Origin of the sequence: Sphingomonas sp. SORGH_AS_0950 (genome assembly GCF_030818415.1) — a bacterium.
Lineage (GTDB): Bacteria > Pseudomonadota > Alphaproteobacteria > Sphingomonadales > Sphingomonadaceae > Sphingomonas.
This window is the reverse complement of sequence record NZ_JAUTAE010000001.1, coordinates 3,893,770-3,911,914: the sequence shown is the minus strand read 5'-3', so window position 1 is coordinate 3,911,914 and position 18,145 is coordinate 3,893,770. Positions and strand designations below refer to the sequence as shown.

14 protein-coding genes, 1 tRNA gene and 3 pseudogenes are annotated in these 18,145 nt (G+C 61.3%); 7 read left to right on the top strand and 11 right to left on the bottom strand.

Features of this window, described 5'->3' with window-relative positions; translation table 11 throughout:
- Window positions 1-97: 97 nt before the first annotated feature.
- The 7 genes from QE385_RS17805 to QE385_RS17775 form a co-directional block, all read right to left on the bottom strand.
- Window positions 98-2,941 carry a TonB-dependent receptor gene (locus QE385_RS17805; RefSeq protein ID WP_307104135.1) on the bottom strand — a complete coding sequence of 948 codons (2,844 nt, stop codon included), beginning with the start codon at window positions 2,939-2,941 and terminating at the stop codon, window positions 98-100.
- A gap of 116 nt (window positions 2,942-3,057) precedes the next feature.
- On the bottom strand, window positions 3,058-4,122 hold the full coding sequence (locus QE385_RS17800; RefSeq protein ID WP_307104133.1) for a ferritin-like domain-containing protein: 1,065 nt from the start codon (window positions 4,120-4,122) through the stop codon (window positions 3,058-3,060).
- A 30-nt stretch (window positions 4,123-4,152) separates the two neighbouring features.
- A complete protein-coding gene (locus QE385_RS17795; RefSeq protein ID WP_307104131.1) occupies window positions 4,153-5,004 on the bottom strand; it encodes a ferritin-like domain-containing protein in 852 nt (283 codons plus the stop codon).
- 519 nt (window positions 5,005-5,523) lie between these two features.
- Window positions 5,524-6,270 (bottom strand): 2-dehydro-3-deoxy-D-gluconate 5-dehydrogenase KduD, encoded by a 747-nt coding sequence (gene kduD, locus QE385_RS17790; RefSeq protein ID WP_307104128.1) that lies wholly within the window; start codon window positions 6,268-6,270, stop codon window positions 5,524-5,526.
- Between the two features lie 8 nt (window positions 6,271-6,278).
- Entirely contained in the window at window positions 6,279-7,115 is an 837-nt protein-coding gene (gene kduI, locus QE385_RS17785; RefSeq protein WP_307104126.1) for a 5-dehydro-4-deoxy-D-glucuronate isomerase, read from the bottom strand.
- A 14-nt stretch (window positions 7,116-7,129) separates the two neighbouring features.
- Window positions 7,130-8,428, bottom strand: coding sequence for an MFS transporter (locus tag QE385_RS17780; protein ID WP_307104124.1), 1,299 nt, complete (start codon window positions 8,426-8,428; stop codon window positions 7,130-7,132).
- Window positions 8,429-8,500: 72 nt separating this feature from the next.
- Window positions 8,501-8,701 carry a hypothetical protein gene (locus QE385_RS17775; protein WP_307104121.1) on the bottom strand — a complete coding sequence of 67 codons (201 nt, stop codon included), beginning with the start codon at window positions 8,699-8,701 and terminating at the stop codon, window positions 8,501-8,503.
- Between the two features lie 344 nt (window positions 8,702-9,045).
- On the opposite strand from QE385_RS17775, the gene QE385_RS17770 reads away from it, so the two are divergent.
- Window positions 9,046-9,996: a DUF4861 family protein gene (locus QE385_RS17770; protein WP_307104119.1), complete on the top strand. Its 951-nt coding sequence runs from the start codon at window positions 9,046-9,048 to the stop codon at window positions 9,994-9,996.
- Here the strand turns inward: QE385_RS17770 and QE385_RS17765 are convergent.
- On the bottom strand, window positions 9,977-10,144 hold the full coding sequence (locus QE385_RS17765) for a hypothetical protein (protein WP_307104117.1): 168 nt from the start codon (window positions 10,142-10,144) through the stop codon (window positions 9,977-9,979). The two genes, QE385_RS17770 and QE385_RS17765, sit on opposite strands and share 20 nt — an antisense overlap.
- A 19-nt stretch (window positions 10,145-10,163) precedes the next feature.
- Between QE385_RS17765 and QE385_RS17760 the strand changes: the two genes are divergently transcribed.
- The 3 genes from QE385_RS17760 (at window position 10,164) to QE385_RS17750 (ending at window position 13,451) form a co-directional block, all read left to right on the top strand.
- On the top strand, window positions 10,164-11,288 hold the full coding sequence (locus QE385_RS17760; RefSeq protein WP_307104115.1) for a DUF2264 domain-containing protein: 1,125 nt from the start codon (window positions 10,164-10,166) through the stop codon (window positions 11,286-11,288).
- Window positions 11,289-11,371: 83 nt separating this feature from the next.
- Window positions 11,372-12,106 carry a FadR/GntR family transcriptional regulator gene (locus QE385_RS17755; protein WP_307104113.1) on the top strand — a complete coding sequence of 245 codons (735 nt, stop codon included), beginning with the start codon at window positions 11,372-11,374 and terminating at the stop codon, window positions 12,104-12,106.
- 151 nt (window positions 12,107-12,257) lie between these two features.
- A complete protein-coding gene (locus tag QE385_RS17750; protein WP_307104112.1) occupies window positions 12,258-13,451 on the top strand; it encodes a glycoside hydrolase family 105 protein in 1,194 nt (397 codons plus the stop codon).
- Between the two features lie 6 nt (window positions 13,452-13,457).
- Here the strand turns inward: QE385_RS17750 and QE385_RS17745 are convergent, their stop codons facing one another.
- A complete protein-coding gene (locus tag QE385_RS17745) occupies window positions 13,458-14,267 on the bottom strand; it encodes an IS5 family transposase (protein ID WP_307104109.1) in 810 nt (269 codons plus the stop codon).
- Between the two features lie 203 nt (window positions 14,268-14,470).
- On the opposite strand from QE385_RS17745, the gene QE385_RS17740 reads away from it, so the two are divergent.
- A protein-coding gene (locus QE385_RS17740; protein WP_307098189.1) for an IS3-like element ISGbe2 family transposase occupies window positions 14,471-15,678 on the top strand; the annotation gives its coding sequence in 2 pieces (ribosomal slippage) (window positions 14,471-14,795 and window positions 14,795-15,678; 1,209 coding nt in all).
- Here QE385_RS17740 and QE385_RS17735 read toward each other — a convergent pair.
- Window positions 15,626-16,594, bottom strand: a pseudogene (locus QE385_RS17735) (IS630 family transposase). The gene QE385_RS17740 and the pseudogene QE385_RS17735 overlap by 53 nt on opposite strands.
- Window positions 16,595-16,932: 338 nt before the next feature.
- On the opposite strand from QE385_RS17735, the pseudogene QE385_RS17730 reads away from it, so the two are divergent.
- Both QE385_RS17730 and QE385_RS17725 read left to right on the top strand, forming a co-directional pair.
- Window positions 16,933-17,543 (top strand): annotated as a pseudogene (locus tag QE385_RS17730) (IS5 family transposase); the annotation flags it as partial.
- Between the two features lie 106 nt (window positions 17,544-17,649).
- A pseudogene (locus QE385_RS17725) lies at window positions 17,650-17,894 on the top strand (IS481 family transposase); the annotation flags it as partial.
- A 153-nt stretch (window positions 17,895-18,047) separates the two neighbouring features.
- Here the strand turns inward: QE385_RS17725 and QE385_RS17720 are convergent.
- Window positions 18,048-18,132 (bottom strand) — tRNA-Leu (locus QE385_RS17720).
- Between the last annotated feature and the right edge of the window lie 13 nt (window positions 18,133-18,145).

The following is an 18,145-nucleotide window of genomic DNA, read 5'->3' as shown; positions in this document are numbered from 1 at the left end:
GCCCCCAGCCCGAACCGCTGGCACCGCCTCAGCGGAGCCAGCGGCGGACCAAAGCGCCGTGCCGCGCGCTTCTGGCTATGATCAACGCGTCCTGACCCTAGAAACGGTAGCGGATCACGCCACCATAGGTCCGCGCCATGAAGATGACGTCGCGCGGCTGATCGGGATAGCCGTAGAAGCTGCGCCGGGCGCTCGCCAGGACGTTCTGGACCTGAAGCGAGAACCCGAGGTTCTTCAGCGGCCCGTTGGGAATCGTATAGTTGATCGCCGCGTCCATCCATTCTCGTGGAATGATGTAGCTCGAATTTTCTATCGGCGAAAATTGCTGATCGAGTTGCGTCCCATTATAATTGAAGCTTACCCGCGCGTTCAGCAACCCTCGTTCGAATAGCCCGGCAACGTTATAGACATATTTGGCGACACCAAAGATTGGCGCCTTCACCGGCGGGGATGATTTTGCGCCGGGCAGGCTGTTATAGGTCTGTTCGGATTCGGTATAAGTGAAATTGGCACTCGCGCCGAAATTCTTCAAAATGCCCGGCAGGAAAGTGAAGAAGGTCTGCGCCTGCGCCTCGACGCCGCGCCGATATCCCGAGCCAGCATTATACGGACGGCTGACGGTATAAAGGCGCCCGTCCTGCCCATTCTCGAGCAATTCCTCGGTCTGGAAGTTCGTGATGCTGCCGTTCAATTTCCAGTAATAGGGATTGATCGTGATGAGGCCGACCCGCCCGAAATAATATTCGAAGATCGCGTCGTAGCGCGTCGTCCGCTCCGGTCGCAGATTGGGGTTGCCTGCGGACCCGAAACCGTTGACGTCGCTAAAGGATACAAAGGGGGTCACAAGGCTCACGTCCGGACGGCGAACACCGACATTATAAGACAACCGGGTCTGAAACTTGTCGGAAAACTTGATGATCGCCGTGACCGTCGGCTCGACCGAAACATAATTGCCCCGACCGGATAGAGGCTCGACAAGCAAGGTATCCGTTGTGACGCCGTTCACCACGCGGCGCACGGTCCGCGAACTGTAGGACAAGGCGGAGCTGGTCCAGTTGGTGATGCGCGCGCCGATCAAACCGCTGATCGGGAAGATCAGCTTGGTGTTGTAATATGCGGTCGCATAGGCCGCGACGCTGCGTTCGGTGGCCCGGAAGAACTGCGAACGGTCTTCCGGAAGCTCATCCGTCGCGAAGGCCGGGAAAAATGGCGTGAGGAACTGCCGCAGAGCGGCATAGTCGTCGCGCGCTGCGGAACGATCATAGCTGAGCCACCGCGCATTGTTGACGACGCCGGTTCCTCCGAACCCCTCGGCGATCGGCACCAGTTTGCCCCAGCCCGCAGGCAGATCCGATAGCGGAATCTGCAGGGCGGTGGCGTTCCGGCTCCCATAGTCGCGCGACCGCTGCGTCTGCGTGAATCGCATACCCACCTGGAACCGATCAATGAAATTGCCAAATGTCCGCAACGTCAGGTCGGCACGGGTAAAGATGCTGCTATTCTGGCCCCTCAGCCGGTCTTCGAATACGCCGAAGAAGCGATATTGATTGGGGTCCAGCAAGTCGAGATTGCGGAACTGAAGGTTCATCATCGGAAAGCGGAACTTGTCCGATGCGAATTCGACGTCATAGACGGGCCGATTGACGAAACGATTGCGCGTTTCCAGCTGCGATCGGTCAAAGTGGCTGCCGGTGACGGCAATCTCGGTGGTCGCGTCGAACCGATCCTCGCTATGCCGTCCGGACAGTTTGAGCAGGTAATTGTCGCTGTTCTCCTGGTTCAGGTAGGAGATCGGCCCCACCTGATTGACGGGCGACACGGTGACCGATGCGATGCGATTGGTACCCGGAACCAGCGTGATATTACTTAGCGCGGGCAAGGCGTTGGTGGACGTCGCCTGGATCGTGATCGGCATGTACAGCTGGTTGGTATGCCGATCGAATTTGGGCGTCGCATAATTGCCTTCGAGCACGATGCTGGTCTTGTCATTGGTCCACTGGACCGAAGCGCTATAGCTGGGCGTCGCGCGTGCGCCGGTCGTGTACTGGAAGAAGACCTGATTGGGCGCATAGGTCGGCAGCGGCAGGATTTGCGGGCCGACGACCTGGCGCGTCTGAACCTGTCCAAGCGGATCATTACGTGCCTGGGATTCCAGGAACGGGTTCTTGTTCCAGGTGAAACCCAATTGCGCACCCAGATCGCCGATCCCGGTTTCGAAGCGATAGTTCACGATGCCGGTATAGGTCTGGTTATACTGACGCGCCTGATTGTTGTAGCGCGCCGCAACGTTGCCGCTGAAGGTGAAGCCGTAGTTGAAGTCGGTCGGCTGGCGGAACTGGATGTTGATCGTGCCCGCGCCTGCACCGTCCACCTGATCGGGCGTTCGCGTCTTGTATACCTCAACCGACTTGACGAGGTCGGAAGGCAGATCGGCGATCGAGGCGACGCGTGCCGCACCGCTTTCGATCGGGGTGCCGCCGATCGTAGTTTGCACGCCGCCCAGACCGCGCAGCTGAATATTGTCGACCTCGCCTTCGCGCCGGAAAACATTGATGCCCGGGATAGAGGCGATCACGTCGCCGACGGTGTTGTTCGGCAGCTTGCCGATGTCGTCGGCCTCGACGATGTCGACGATCGTGTCGGCCTTTTTCTTTTTGTCGCGCGCCTGAGCCAAGCTGCTGCGAACACCGGTGACGACGACGTCCTTGTCCTTTTCGTCCCGCAGCGCGTCATTGTCCGACTGCGGGGGCAAGGGCTTGTCGTTACCGGCCTTGTTGCTGGCCTTTTTTGATCCGCCCTGTTCGACATCTTCCGGCGGCAGGCCCGGAACCATCGCGAGCGTGGTGAGCGCAGTCAGGCGCGGCGGCATTGTCACAAACTGCGGCAAATCCTGCGCGAAAGCCGGTCCGGCGGCCGCGCACCCGGCGACGATCAATGCCATCGTCGACGCTCGAACGAGCAAAGCTGTGTGGCTCATATCCCTGTTCCCCCATTGACCTTCTTGTCCGGTCTGCGGCGACGCTCTGGTCGCGCGGACGACGGCACCCCCCGGTTGCGTCAGCCGCTGTTGGCGCTGCTTTGCTTCAACACGCCATTCAGCCCCGCCGGGAAGAAGCCTCCAGAGGTCGTCGTTGCCTGAGTCATGTAGAAGGTGTTGATCGTCAGGTTGGGCAGGCGACCATAGATTTCGCCATCACCGTCCGCCGGATTGATATCCGCCGTGGCCAAGCCCGATCCGGTGGTACCGGCGGCGACCCCGCGATCGTCGTCGACCGGGGCGAAGGTGTCGCGAATGTCGCTCAACCGGATCGTCGACTGGCGCAACTGGCTGCCCGAAACGCCCCCCCGCGCGAACAATTGCGAGCGGATGAGCCCGGCATGGGCCGCGCTGGTTCCCAACAGGCCCGCCGCGACATCGATATTGCTGGCACTGACCATCAGGGTGGCCACACCGCGCCATCCCGCCATGACCGCGTCCTCGATCAGGAAGGCGCCCAGCAAAAATTGCTCTTGATTGGCGTAGACGTCGCCGATCACCGCCGTGCTTGCCGTCGAATTGACGGTGGAAGTCGGCGCCGAGGCCAGCGCATTGTATCGCCCGAATACGCCGTCCGTGCCGGTGGCCAGATTGATGGCGGGGCGGGCGGGTGCCGAAGAACCGAGCACGGCGCGCAGACGAACGACTTGGTCGATCTTTTCCGCCGCAATCTCGCGCAAGATGTCAGCCAGAATGGGGTCCGCGATTGTTACCGCACGGGGGCCCGTTACGTCGCCTGCAATCCCGGAACCGCTCGTCAGACTTGCGGGCAGCGGCGCCCCCAAAATCGCTCGGCTGTAAAACTCAGCCTGGAGATAATGGAGTTGGAGCATCAGGACGAGCATGTCCGTGTCGGTCACGGGCAGGATCGTCGGGGTTGATGTGGCCGTCGGTGTCGGGTTCGTTTTGGCGAGCGGAGACTGATCGCCCTCACCGCAGCCTGCCAAAATCATGACCTGCCCGAGCGCGGCACCGACCGCTGCACGGCGCAGGAAGCGCCGGCGATCGCTATTCGGCGCTTGCCCCCCAGGCGCATCGGCAAAGGACGACGCGTGGGCGGCGTCTGTAATGACGGAGTTTCTCATATGGGTATCCTCCAAGACGAAGGCAGCGGGTCAGGCGCTGGCGCTGGTACGGATCGTGCCGTTGACCCCCTCGGGAAAGAAACCACCGGACGCGGTCGCGGCGCTGCTAAGATAGAATTGATTGAGCATCTGCCCCGCCGAGCGGCCGCTTACCGCGCCGTCAGATTGCGCGGGTGCGATATTGGCCACCGTGATGGGCGAAGCCGACACAGCAGTCGTTCGGGTGCGCGGCGACACACCCTGGAAGACGCCGCCGCCATTCAGGCTGTTCTGGTACGCAGCGATCTTGTCGGCATTGTCGCGCAACCGCTGATTGGTTGCGCCGCGGGCGTAGAGGTAGCTGCGGATCGTGGCGAGGTGGATCGCTTCGGCTCCCAGCAGGCCGGTGAAATTCTGCACCACCACGCGGTTGCTGATCGTCGACGCCAGACCGCGATAGGTTGCGACGCTGACATTCTTCAGGAAGAACATCGCATACAGGAAGTTTTCTTCCGATGCATAAGGATTGAAGGTCACCCCCGCGCCCACAACCCCGGCCTGCTGCATCAACATCGAAAACGGAGCGGTTGGGGAAACGGAGATATCGATCAGCGGCTGGCGGACCGATAGCGCTCCGATGACGTTGCGGATCGGCAGCAGATGATTGCGATTGTCGTTCGCCATCTCCTGAACCATTGAGCGCAAGACGGTGTCGGAGAAGGAAACCGCCGCTCCGCCACGTACCGCGACACCGGCGATCCCGTTCCCGGTCAGACGATCAGCCGGCACGGCTGCCGCCACCGCCGCGCTCTCGAACTGAGCCAGGAGATATTCCATGTTTAAGACGAGATTAAGCGCGTCGATATCGCCAGCGGTTTGCGCCTTGGCGGGTGTCGCCGTCATCACCGCACCGGCGAGGACCGCTGATGCGAAAGCCGCACGTATCACTTCCCTGCGACCCGTATAGTCGCAGGGCTCCCTAAGGGATTCCATATTCCCTCCTCCCGTTGCTTGCGATCTTTGTATACGAAACCGGCGTCTCTGGCAATGTTGTATTACAAAAATGGGAGAAAGAATGTGTCATCCTGTCGTTGCAGCGCGACGGAGTTTCGCTGCAAAACTTATGATCCTATATTTTCAGGATTTATTGGATCGCTCAGATTATGGGATTGCGCGCCCCAGAACGACGCGACGCCTAGTCAGGCCAATGCGCGATGGCCTCCTATCGGCAGGCGAATATGGTTAAGATAGCCAGAACCGTTTGGTCAAAATTCAAAACCGGAAATTTTATTGTTTAGACACAGGATTTTACCCGGCCTTCGACGTGACATTTATCTGAGCGATCGATCGAAGTCGGATGTCCGGCGAAGGGAATGCGCACGGCATCCTCAGGCTTGTCATACAATTTCAAACTTCAGCGACTCAGCGTGCCAGCCAGCCGCCATCGACTGCCAGAATATGGCCATGGACATAGTCGGCCGCAGAGGACGCCAGAAAAACGGCAGCCCCTCCCAAATCCTCGGGCTCTCCCCAACGATGGGCCGGAATACGGTCGAGGATCAATTGGTGGCGCGTCGCATCGTCTCGCAGGGCCCTGGTGTTGTTCGTTGCAATATACCCCGGTGCAATCGCGTTGACGTTAATGCCGCTGGACGCCCACTCATTGGCCAGCAGCTTGGTCAAACCGCCGATACCGCTCTTTGCGGCGGTATAGCTCGCCACCCGGATGCCGCCTTGAAAGGTCAGCATAGAGGCGATGTTGATGATCTTACCCCGGCCCTTGGGAAGCATCGTACGGGCGGCGGCCTGGGACAGGAAGAACGCGGACTTCAAATTGGTATCCATCACCGCATCCCAGTCGGCCTCGGTGAAGTCCACCGCATCCGCCCGACGGATGATCCCCGCATTGTTGACCAGAATGTCGAGCCCGCCCAGTCGCTCGACGGTTTCCGCCACGATACGACCCGCCGGAGACGCCCTCGACAGGTCGGCAGCGATCAGTCCCACCTTTCGCCCCATTGCGTGGATACGCTCGGCAGTGTCTTCGGCAGGCGTTCGCCCGACCGCCGCGATATCTGCACCTGCCGCCGCTAAGGCAATGGCGATCGCCTGACCAATGCCCGTATTGGCACCCGTGACGATCGCAACGCGACCCGTAAGGTCGAACATCCGATCCGTCACACCAACTGGCAGATGTCACACACCTGCATATCGGCATAATCCATATTTTCCCCCGCCATTGCCCAAATGAACGTATAGTTGCTCGTCCCCGCCCCCATATGGACCGACCAGGGCGGCGAAATGACCGCCTGTTCATTCTCCATGACCAGATGGCGCAAATGATCGGGCTGGCCCATGAAATGGAACACTCGGTCATTGTCATCCATGTCAAAATAGAGATAGATTTCGCTACGGCGCTCGTGAACGTGCGGCGGCATAGTGTTCCACACGCTGCCCGGCTTCAATTTGGTAAGGCCAAGGCAAAGGGAGGCACTCTTGCACAAATGGGGAAGGATCAGCTGGTAGATGGTTCGAGCGTTTGAGCCTTCCAGGCTGCCCCGCTCCATCGGGTTGGCCTCGTCCAATGTTACCTTGCAAAGAGGATAGGCTACCTGAGCGGGTACGCTCAGCAGGTAGAAGCGCGCGCCCGCTCCCTCGAAAGTGACGACTTGCGATCCCATCGGCACGTAAAGAGCTTCATACCTGTCCAGCGTGATCGCCTCGCCTTCTACCGTGACGATGCCGCGCCCTTTGCCGATATTGACGACACCCAGTTCGCGACTCGTCAGAAAGGCCTGACCCGCAGCACTGGGCGGTTCGCTATGCGACGGCAGCGTCAGAATTGCGTCGCCCGGCACTGCACCGCCGATCACAAACCGCTCGCCGTGCGAATAGGTCAGGACAAGTTCACCCGGCCGGAACAGATTGGACACGAGGTATCGATCACGAAGATCACCATTGGATGCCCCGTCCATCATCTGCGGATGTGTGGCGTAATATGTCTTTTCGTACACGATGGAGTCCTTGATCAAGAAGGTTGCGCGGGCATGCTGAGCTTTGCCGGCTGCAATCTGGGGCTGAGCAGGTGTAAGGCCGTCAGGGCGGCCAGATAGGCCGTTCCCGCCACGGTAAAGATCAGCGCATAGCTTCCGGTGGCCTCAAGCACGTAACCCACGAATTTGGCGATCAGCATACCGCCGATCGCACCTGCCGTACCGCCGATGCCGACCACCGATGCGACCGCCTGGCGCGGGAAAAGGTCGGAGGGCAAGGTCAACAGATTGGCGGAGAAAGCCTGGTGCGCCGCAGCCGCAAGGCCGATAAGCGACACCGCAAGCCAAAGCCCGTCCACATACTGAACCGTGATGATCGGCAAGACCGCCAGGCCACAGATCGACATGGTCGTCTTGCGTGCCGCATTGGGGGACCATCCCGACCGAATCCAACGGGACGAAATCCAGCCGCCGATCACGCTGCCAGCGTCCGAAATCACGTAGATGACTACCAACGGTAGCCCGAAACCCTTCAGATCGAGACCATATCGCTTGCCGAGAAAGTCCGGCAACCAGAATAGAAACATCCACCAGACGGGATCGGTCATGAATTTCGGTACGGCATATGCCCAGGTTTCACGTACCAGAAACAGTCTAGACCAAGATATTCTTTCGGATACGAGTTGCGGATCGCTTCGGATCAGGGCGAGTTCGGATTCGTCTATTCGCGAATGCTCCTCGGGCCGCCTGTAGATAAGGAGCCAGGCCCCTAACCAGATCACGCTGAAGGCACCTGTCACGACAAACGCGGCACGCCAACCATAGGATAGCGCGATGGCGGGAACGACAAGCGGCGTGACGATGGCACCCACATTGGCCCCCGCGTTGAACAGGCCGACGGCAAGGGCGCGCTCGCGCTGTGGAAACCAGTCGGCCACAGCCTTCAACCCCGACGGGAAATTTCCGGCTTCGCCCAGCCCGAGGGCGAACCGCACCACGACGAACTGTGTGACGGAATGCACAAGGCCATGGGCCATATGGGCAAGCGTCCATATGCCGAACGCGATGGCATAGCCAAATCGGGCCCCCGCTCGGTCGATCAATCGGCCCATCAGGAGAAAGCCGACCGCATAAGCGGCCTGGAACCAGAATACGATGTCGGCATATTGCCGCTCGCTCCAACCCAGATCAGCCTGGATGGCGGGCTTCAGAACCCCGATCATCTGACGATCAATGTAGTTGATGGCGGTGGCGGCAAATAGAAGGGCGCAGACTTTCCACCGATATCGCCCGGAGCGCCGCGCTGCCCCCGCAATAATATCGCCGTCCGTCACCCAATGCTCCTCAGCTTTTGGTGCAAAAAAGCGATATCTGCCCCGAAGGACAGATATCGCAGAGTGGAGACGTCAAATTTCGCCATCGAGAAGAAGGTGGGGGCAAAGCCATTCGGAGAAGCCACGCTCGCCGAACGCCATGAACAAGGCACCGCCTTTGGGAGACAGAAGCCCATCCCTGCGCTGGTTGATGCAGCGATCACCTTCGCCGCCGACGAGGCAACGCGGTTTTAACGCCATGGCAAATACCCCCCCGAGATTCAGTAATTGCACCTAACAATCTATCATACAAATCATACCGCCCGTCAAATGCAAGTCCAGCGAACACCTGATCGAGCACGCCACACCCCATTAAATTATTGTATTTACTCGATAATATTAATTTATACGATTTTTTCTTGCACAACCCTCCGCAGCGCTGCATCCTGTTTGTCATATAAGATTGCAGTAAAAGAGATAATTGCTCATGCTACGGCATGAGGCTGCGGTTTTGATCCGGGCTTGTGCTGCGATACATTGTGGGAAGAACTGATGATACGCGGTCAGCATGCCCCATCTTGAAGCAGAATGTGGCGGATAGTCCGATGAGAGCGGGCACGACGCACAGGGTTCGCCTGATGAAGGGGCGGCCGAACCGAGGCCGGGGCCTGGCAATGCCAGCCCTTCTGCTGACCCTGGCGGCAACGGGGGTGGCATACGGGCAACAGGCGGGGCCGGTCATGCCGATTGACAAGCCGCTACCCCCTCCCCCCGATCGACGGGCCGCCTCTGTCGCCGTGCTGGCCGATTATCGGCACGATGATCTGTTGTGGGAAAACGACCGTACGGCGCACCGCATATATGGGCATGCTCTGGAAGCGGTGGAACCGCCATCAGGGTCCGGGATCGATAGCTGGGGCAAGCAATATCCCTGGCCTTTTGCCGACCGGCAACTTCGCACCGGCGACCAGCATAGCTATCACGGCGAAGGCGTCGACTTCTACAATGTCGGCACCGGACGGGGGGCTGGCGGGCTCGGCGTGTGGCTGGACAATAAGCTGTGGACGTCACGCAACTTCGTCCGCCACCATATTCTGAAGAGCGGCGGCAATGTGGCCGACTTCGTGGTCGAGTATGCGCCCTGGCCGGTCGGAGTTGACCGCCGGGTCTGGGAAACCCGCCGGTTCACCCTGCCGCTCGGCACGCATTTCACTCGCATGGTATCCACCCTGTCCTCGAACCGGCCCGAGGCGTTGATCGTTGGCATCGGGATCGGCAAGAGGACCACAGGCGCGTCCGATGGCCACGTCGTGATCGATCGCCCCCACGGCGTCATGACCTGGTGGGGGCCCAGCGATCAGGTGCATGGCCGGATGGCCATCGCCTTGCGGGTCGATCCGGCGATGATCGTCGACCAGCGTAGCGACTTCGACAACCATCTGTTTCTCGTACGCGTCTCGCCCGGCCACCCCTTTGTTTATTATTCCGGCTCTGCCTGGGATCGCGGCGCGGGGGCCTTCTCCACGCATGACCAATGGCACCGTTATGCCGAAGGCGAACATCTCGATTTCACACCTCCCGCCCGTTGACGAAGGGGAAATCCATGCAGCGACGCGAGTTCATGAGTGCCGTCTTGGGCGGCGGCGCGGCGGCATCGCTGCCATCGGCCGGATTGTCGCGAGAAAAGGGGGCAAAGCCCGCGCTCCTGCCAAGCGGCGTATCCGACCGCGCCTTCATGCTAGGACTGTTAGAAAAGATGGCGTCGCCGATCCTGTCGCGCATGTCGGCGGGGCGCCTGCAAAGCGAATGGAAACCCGAACTCAGCCCGACCTGGGACAAGCGCGATCCCAAAGTATCCTATATGGAAGGCTTTGCGCGCCTGATCGATGGCATCGCGCCCTGGCTCGCACTGCCTGACGGCGAGGATGCCGAAAGTCGGTTGCGGCATATTTTGCGCGAACAGGCGGTGCAAAGCTATGTCCATTCGGTCGACCCCGCCAGCCCGGACCGACTGGGCTGGGAAGGCCATGGTCAAGCCCTGGTCGACAGCGCCTACTTCACCAGCGCGCTCCTACGAGCGCCGAAAAGTCTCTGGGACCCGCTGGATGCCAAGACCAAACAGCGCATCGTCTCGGCCATCAAGGGGCTTCGCCGTATCTCGCCGCCCTATCAGAATTGGCTGCTCTTTGCCGCGATGAACGAAATCTTCCTTTTGTCGATCGGCGAGGACTGGGACCCCATGCGCGTCGACATGACGGTCAAGCTGTTTGCAGGCGATTGGTATGCAGGCGACGGCTGGTATAAGGACGGCGACAGTTTCCATTATGACTATTACAACAGCTATGTGATCCATCCGATGATGGTCCAGGTCCTGGAAACTCTGGCGACGCACAAGACTTCGTTCAACAGCTTGCGACCCCAAGTCGAATTCGACCGCGCCCTGAAGCGCATGAAGCGGTTCGGGGAGCATCTCGAACGCATGATCGGACCGGACGGTGCCTATGCCGCGATCGGCCGTTCGCTGACTTACCGCATCGCGGCGCATCAGGTTCTGGGCGTGCTGGCATGGCGCCATTGGTTGCCCGAAGCGCTGCCCGCGCCGCAAGTGCGAGCGGCGACGGTGGCAGCGGCACGGCGCATCTTTGCCGACCCCTCGAATTTCAATGCGCAGGGCTTCATGACCATCGGCTTCACCCGCGCCCAGCCGACATTGGGCGACTGGTATTCCAACGCCGGGAGCATGTATATCGCGTCCGAAGGATTGATTGCCCTGGGATTGCCAGCAACCGATACCTATTGGGCGTCGCCCGCTATGCCGTGGACCATGCGACGCGCCTATTCCGGCGAGGATTTCCGCAAGGACTATCCGGTTGGTTATTGAGAGCGGCCACCGCCCCACATGACTGGACCAATGGGACGCAACGGCATATTGATATGACAAACACGGCTTAGCAGGAATCTTCGATGGCCAAGGCCGCTTCTATGGCAGACGAGCTATTTGCAAAGCTGGAAGCCAGCATTCTCTCCGGTGCTTTGCAGCCCGGCGAGCAGATGCCCACGCAAAAGGCGATTGCGGAATCCGAGGAGGTCAGCCGAACGGTCGTCCGCGAAGCCGTTGCGCGACTGGAAGCCCAGGGACTGGTCGTGGCCCGGCAAGGGTCTGGCGTCTATGTTGCCGAGGACGCCCGCTACCGCGCATTCCAGGTGACCCGTAACGAACTATCGGAATTGGCCGATGTCATCCGGCTCTTGGAAACCCGATTGGCGATCGAGACCGAGATGGCCGCTTTCGCGGCGGCGCGTCGATCGACCGAAGATATTGCCGCTATGCGGATCGCCTTGCGTCACATGGCACAGGTTAGCGATGATCCGATCGCCGCAGCCGCCGCCGATGTCCAGTTCCACCTCGCCATCGCGCGTGCGACCCGCAACGACTATTTCGTTCGCCTTATCGACTTTCTCGGCCTTCGGCTCGTTCCGCCCCGCAACCTCTATCTGCGCGATCAGCCGGACGACGCGCATCAGGCCTATGTCGCAAAGGTGCGCGCCGAGCATGAGGCCATATTGGATGCCATAACGCGGATGGACGTACCGCGCGCACGGCAAGCGGCATGGGACCATATGCAGGAAAGCCTCAACCGCCATTCGGAACTTAGCGATGTGGAACTGGAAGCGCAGCCGCCTGCCAACACACCCTGAGGTGGGCCCACCCAAAGTTATCCTATGAATTTTGCCATGTTGTGCGGATTCCGTGCGTAATCCGGATCAAGGATGCAATCGCCCGCGACATCCAACTGGCCTGCCATGACCAAGCCGCCATCGCGCAACGACGATCAGGGAGGGACAATCATTGAGCCGTTTCCGCTTCTACCCCTTGGCCGCGCTGACTTGCGCCATGGCCGCCCCACTCGCGGCGGCTTCGGCGGACACGATCGATCCGGTTGTGGTTCGCGATACGGCGGTACGCCTTGCAGACTGGCAACTCGCCCGGCTGGCCCCCCGCCACATCGAAAAGGCAACCGGCGAAACCCGCAATCCCCGTGCTTGGGAACAGGCCGTTTTCTGGGTCGGCATGACGGCGCTCGCTGATATGCCCGGCGCCCCGCTACGCATGAAGCAGGCCCTTTTTGAGATGGGTGAGCGCAATCAGTGGACTCCGGGCCACCGCCCGTATTTCGCCGATGATCATACGATCGCTCAGGCCTATCTATGGGCGGCCCGACGCGGCGCGGGTGCTGCTGCACGCGCGCCGACCCGCATCGTTTTTGATCGCGTCATAGACAAGCCGGCGGTCACCACCCTGGCCTTTGCCGTTCCAAAGAACGGTGGCTATGGCGCGACCGAATGCCTTGATCGCTGGTGCTGGTGCGATGCCCTGTTCATGGCCCCACCCGCTTTCGTGGAAATGACGAACCAGACGGGCAATATCAAATATCGCGCCTTTGCCATGAAGGAATTCTGGGCAACGACCGACTTTCTGTTCGATCCGGTCGAGCATCTTTACTACCGCGACAGTCGCTTCTTCGAACGACGCGACGACCGGGATCGCAAGCAGTTCTGGGCACGAGGGAATGGCTGGGTCTTTGGCGGCATGGCGCGGATCATTCCATACCTTCCAGTCGGGAGCCCAGACCGCAAGCATATGGAAGCGCTGTTCCGTGAAATGGCGGCCAAGCTTCTGACGTTACAAAGGGCCGACGGCTATTGGAGCCCGTCGCTGCTCGCGCCGGAAAACGCGCCGCCCGAGACGAGCGGGACCGGCTTCTTCACCTATGGTTTTGCCTGGGGCATCCGGTCTGGACTGCTGGACCGAGCAACCTATCGCCCGGCGGCCATTCGCGGCTGGAACGCGCTCACCCGGGCGATCCAGCCCGACGGACGGCTGGGTTGGGTGCAGCAGGTCAGCGACCGTCCAGACAAGGTCTTACCATCCGATACGCAATATTACGGAGTCGGCGCTTTCCTGCTTGCCGCATCCGCAATTGCGGATCTCGATCGCCCCAGGACTGGGCGAATTCAGCCCAACAATCGCCCTCATCACTAGAGGCTGTTATGAACCTGCGGCGAACGCGGCAGCCTGCTTCATCATGATGCAGGCGAAAGCGACGACGTGAAGTCCGGCGAGTGTTTGAGCATAGCGTTCATAGTCTTTGACGAGACGGCGGAAGCGGGTTGCCCAGGCGAATGACCGCTCGACGACCCAGCGGCGCGGCAGGAGAACAAAGCCGCGCTTGGCCTGCGGCAGTTTGACGACTTCGAGCGCGATGCCGTGCAAGGCTGCGGCATCGGCGGCCCGCCCGCCGGTATAGCCCTGGTCCACCCAGGCCAGCTCGACCGTGTCGCCGGTGACCGCCTGTACGGTGCGGGCGAGCCGCTCCACCTCGCCGCGATCCTCGGCGCTGGCTGGCGTGACATGGAGGGCCAGCAGATGGCCCAGCGTATCGACGGCCATGGGGATCTTCGAGCCCTTCTTGCGCTTGGCCCCGTCATAGCCGGCCCGCTCGCCACTCTCGGGCGTCGATCGAAGCGTCCGGCTGTCGATGATCGCAGCGGTCGGCTCGGCCTTGTGCCCCGCTGACAGCCGCAGCACCGCGCGCAAGTCGTCCACCAGCGCCTCGAAGCAGCCCGCCGCCAGCCAGCGCTGTGTCTGCTGGTACACAGCTGCCCAGGGCGGCAGATCGTTCGGCATCCACCGCCATGGCGCGCCCGTCTTAACAATGTAGCCAAGGCCGTTGAACACCTCCCGCAGGTCATGCTCCCGCTGCCCGGCATCCTCGCGTTGCAGCAGTAGGTACGGTGCAACCAGCAACCATTCCTCGTCGCTCACGTCAGATGGATACGGCTTGCCGCAAATGCTCATCCCACCTCGGATGAATCAGCAAACCTCTCAAGTCCATAACAGCCTCTAGAGCGGATTCTGATCAGTCTGGATCATAACCACAGGAGGTGAAGTAGTTGGCGCATTCCTGTGGTTGGAACAGATCGACTGAGCTGGCCCCCATTTCGACCGGACGGATTCAAGCCTAAGAAGGAGGCTTGGGGCTATCCCCTAAGCATAGGCTTATGTCCGTGTCCGAAATCATCACCGACGGCGGTCGTCGCCGTCACTGGAGCACGCCTGAGAAGCTGAGGATCGTCGAGGAGACGCTCGATGGTCGCGAGAGCATATCGGTGGTGGCACGCCGCAACGGCGTGGCGCCGAACCTGCTGTACCGCTGGCGGCGGCTGATGCTGGAGGGCGGGAGCGTCGCGGTCGCCGGCGACGACGACGTGACCAGCAATCGCCAGGTCCGCGAGATGGAGACCCGCATCCGCGAACTGGAGCGCCAGCTCGGCCGCAAGACGCTGGAGGTCGAGATCCTGAAGGAGGCGCTGGAGCGCTCACGCCCAAAAAAAGCGAGCTTGCTCATGCACTCGCCGTTGCCGGAGACTATCCGGTGAGCCTGGTCGCCAAGACGCTCGGGGTCGGGCGCTCGACGGTGTACGACCGCCTGACCGGCCGCACCCGGACGCGCGGGCCGTACGCCAAGGCCGACGACGCGGACCTGCTGCCCCGCATACGCCAGATCGCCGCGCAGCGGCCCACCTACGGCTACCGCCGCATCGCGGCAGTCCTCAATCGACAGCAACGCGCCGAAGGACTGGCGCCGGTCAATCACAAGCGCGTCTATCGCATCATGGCCGCGGACCGCCTGCTGCTGGCGCGGCGCTACACCGAGCGGGCCGACTATGGCCATGACGGCGTCGTGGTGGCGATCCGCTCGAACCTGCGCTGGTGCTCGGACGGCTTCGAGTTCACCTGCTGGAACGGCGAGGTCGTGCGCGGCGCCTTCATCATCGACGCCCATGACCGCGAGATCATCGCCTGGCGCGCGATCGCCAATGCGGGCATCAGCGGCTCGGACGTGCGCGACATCATGCTGGAAGCCGTGGAAACCCGCTTCGGCGGTATGCGCGCGCCCGTGCCGGTCGAGATGCTGTCCGATAACGGCTCGGCCTATACTGCCCGCGAAACACGCACCTTTGCCCGGCAGCTGGGCCTCAAACCCTGCTTCACGCCCGTTCGCAGCCCGCAGTCCAACGGCATCTCGGAGGCCTTCGTTCATACCCTCAAGCGCGATTACGTCCGCGTCTCGCCGCTGCCTGATGCTCCCACCGCGTTGACATCGCTTGCCGGATGGATCGAGGACTACAACGACAACCACCCCCATTCAGGGCTCAAAATGCGTTCACCGCGCGAACATCGCGCACTGGTTTCTGCAACCGCCTGAATCCGTCCGGTGAAACGGGGGCCAGATCATCGACCAACCTGCCGATGAGGGACCACAAGCCCGACACGGTGCGTTCGCCGGCCCTGCGCAGCATAGCCTTGAGGCGGGCGAAGGCCTTCTCGATCGGGTTGAAGTCGGGACTGTAGGGCGGGAGAAACATGAGGCGGGCGCCTGCGGCTTCGATGGCTTCACGGACGCCGGCACGCTTGTGGCTGGACAGGTTGTCCATGATGACCACGTCGCCGCGTCCGAGGTCGGGCACGAGAACCTGTCGGACGTAGGCCTCGAACCAGTCGCCGTTGATCGGGCCGTCGAGCACCATCGGCGCGATCATGCCGGTCATGCGCAGGCCAGCGACCAGCGTGGTCGTCTTGCGATGACCATGTGGGTAACCCATCCGCAGCCGCTCGCCCCGCCGGCAGCGGCCGTGGCTGCGGGTCATATTGGTCGCCGTCCAGGTCTCGTCGATGAAGACGAGCCGCGCAGGGTCGAGGTCGAGCTGGCCATCAAACCAGTCCTCACGCGCACTCAGGACGTCGGCGCGATCCTGCTCGATCGCATGCCCGGTCTTTTTTTGCGCGTGATCCCGTGACGGGCAAAGAAGCGGTGCAGCGTCGAGATCGCCACCGTCACGCCCGCCTGACCCAGCTCGCGACGCAGCTCGTCCAGCGTGATGTCGCGACGCGCTTCGTGCAGCGCCAGGATCGTGGGCGCATGCGGCTTCGATCCGCCGCGACCGCGTGTCCCCGCCCTGCGGCTTGGCGGCATAGGTGCCCGTGCTGCGGCGCTGGTCGTGCCACCGGATCACCGTCGCGGCCGCCACACCGAACCGCACCGCCGCAGCCCGGCAACTCATCCCCTCGTCAACCGCGGCCAGCGCTCGCGATCGTAGATCCATCGACAACGGCTTGCCCATCAATGCCGGCCTCCATCCAGCCAGCACCGTGAATCAGATCAGCTCGGCCATGGGAATCCCCCTTCGACTCAGGTCGGCCGGAAAACGCTCTAGGTGATTGGTCCCACGGTTTGATGATGCATCCGTTCGTTGAAATAGAGAAAGGCCGTATGTGAAAGGTGCGTCATGGGTAACGCCACGGCCACGCACGCCGTCCGGACAGCAATATAGCGGGCCAAGCTTCGTTAGCGACGGTCAGCTTTCGAACTTGGAATCAATCCCAAGACGGTTGCGAAGGGGCGCAAGCGGGTAACTGTCGAGGATCTGAAGACTGGGCCGAAGTCCCCTCATTCTGCGATCCGTACGGTCCGCAGACCACCTGCGACAACCGCTTCGTGCGATGGCGAAAGGCGGGCATCTGGGATCGGCCGATGGATGCCATTACCGCCACGCACGACGGCGAGATACAGATGATCGACAGCACCTCCGTTCGCGTCCACCAGCAGGCCGCGACGGCAAAAAGGGGGGTGCAGATCACTGTCTCGGTCGATCACGCGGCGGGCTTACGACCAAGATCCACGTGGTCGTCGATGCGCAAGGCCTCCCGATCCGGCTTGGCTTGACCGCCGGGCAAACCCACGACGGGCAGATCGCCGACACGTTGCTCGACCACCTCGGCCCGCGCACGATCGTGCTCGCCGACAAAGCCTACGACGCCGACCGCATCCGCGAACTGATCCAGGACCAGGGTGCCACGCACAACATCCCGCCGAAGAGCAATCGCAAGTGGAAGCCGTGCTTCAGCAAGCGGCTGTACCGCGAGCGCAACCTCGTCGAGCGGTTCTTCTCCAAGCTGAAGCACTTCCGCCGTGTCGCCACCCGCTACGACAAGCTCGCCACCAACTTCCTTGCCATGATCCAGTTCGCCTCCATGCGGCTGTGGCTGCGAGCTTATGAGTCTACGGCCTAGTTCGCCAAGCAGCCTCGTAACTGAAACACCGCTTGGCCCCGCCAGATGCGCTTCGACAGGATTTGCGAAGCACCGACATCGAGCACCAGCCACCTAACCGAACCCTCCCTGGACCAGCGCGCCAGTCGAGCGGATGAACCGCACTATCGAGAATGGCGACCGTCAAACGCATCCGTTGTGACAGTCATAACCAGCTGCGGACGCCCCTCGCCGACTTCCATGGCTGCCTATAATTTCGCCCGCCGGCTCAAGACGCTCAGCGCGCTCATACCCTTAAAATACATCGCCAGGATCCGGATCTCAGAGCCGGATCGGTTCATCGCCGACCTGATCCACCAGATGCAGGAGTGAACACCAGACGGTATCGACCGCCGGAAATAACAGGAGCCATCATCACGCTTGAGCAGGTACGGGCTCGTCCTTGCCTCGCCACGATTGTAGCAGGCACTCGTCACAAGCAGCGATTTCCGCGAAATACCCAGCCTCTTCAAAAGCTTGGGAAAGTGGTGCCCCTGGCCGGACTCGAACCAGCATGCCTTGCGGCGTTCGATTTTGAGTCGAATGCGTCTACCAATTTCGCCACAGGGGCAGCGAAGGGGTGC